The organism is Pseudoalteromonas sp. Z1A6 (genome assembly GCF_011378745.1).
GTDB classification, from domain to species: Bacteria; Pseudomonadota; Gammaproteobacteria; order Enterobacterales; family Alteromonadaceae; genus Pseudoalteromonas; species Pseudoalteromonas arctica.
In genome coordinates this window covers 1-1,066 of the sequence record NZ_WTKW01000631.1, presented here as the reverse complement: position 1 = coordinate 1,066, position 1,066 = coordinate 1, and the positions used below count along the sequence as shown (strand labels likewise).

General features: G+C 32.6%; 1 protein-coding gene. It reads right to left on the bottom strand.

Annotation, left to right across the window (positions count from 1 at the left end; translation table 11 throughout):
• Positions 1 to 77 precede the first annotated feature (77 nt).
• Positions 78 to 950, bottom strand: a complete 873-nt coding sequence (locus GQR46_RS20010; RefSeq protein WP_165742284.1) for a hypothetical protein — start codon at positions 948 to 950, stop codon at positions 78 to 80.
• Positions 951 to 1,066 lie beyond the last annotated feature (116 nt).

Sequence of the window (1,066 nt, the reverse complement as noted above, 5' to 3'; positions counted from 1 at the left end):
TTTATGGATTACTAGAGTTTAAAAAGAAGCCAAGAGCTAGAGCTTTTGACTTCTTTTAGGTTAAGACTGGATATAGATTAATTTTTGTTACATCTTGGACAAGGAGGAATAACGGTACCGTCTCTTACAAATGTACTACCTAGGTTTAGACTTGCTACGTAATTACCATCGTATACTGTAGCTTGAACAGAGTAGAGGCCAGCACCTGCATGAGGTAAAATAGATATCTGCTTTATTGAAGATAATTCACTTACATTTATGGATTTGCTGGTAGTTGTATTGAAGTTATCGCTAGTTATATTGACTTGAACTCTTACTAATTTGTTTTGATTTTTTGCTGCCTCTGAGTATTTATCCACTTTATAGTTTGTATTAACTACTATTTGGCCATTACTAGCATTGTATGATGTATCTCCTGAAATTATTTGAGGGGGCTTTTGAACCCACACACTTTCAGCTGAACACATCCCGTTTGCTCTATTCACCCACACTAAACCAGCTCCGTATGATTTACTAAAGCTCATATTTCTGTATGCATTTGCTTCAATACTAGATTTGTCAGTTCCTACATATCCAAATTCTGAATTGTTGAACCTGATATTAGCGAATGTATCAAACAAATTAGCTTTAACTCTGAAACTTTGGTTTTGAAGTACAAACTTAGGGCTTTCAATTCTCACATAATCGTAAGAATCAATAATCTGTTTTAAGCTTTCAACTAATTGTTTCCAAGAATTTAATTCTGCTTGATCATAATTTCTATCGTTATCATTATAAATATCATAACCGGCTTCCACGCCATTACCAATATCATCAGATGTTAATTCAAAGCTTTCAGCTCTACCATAGGTACAATTGTCGGGTAAATCAAAGACCCCTGCATTAGAAGATACGCTATATAATGATGAAAGTATAAATATAGAAGGTAGTAGTTTTTTCTTACTTAACATAAGTAATTCCGTTTATAATTAATACAAAGAGACTTATAAAATACACGAAATGGGAACATACGAAACAAATAATTAACAAGAACCTTGTAACAAAATATTTCTAAAAGTTTTAGCTA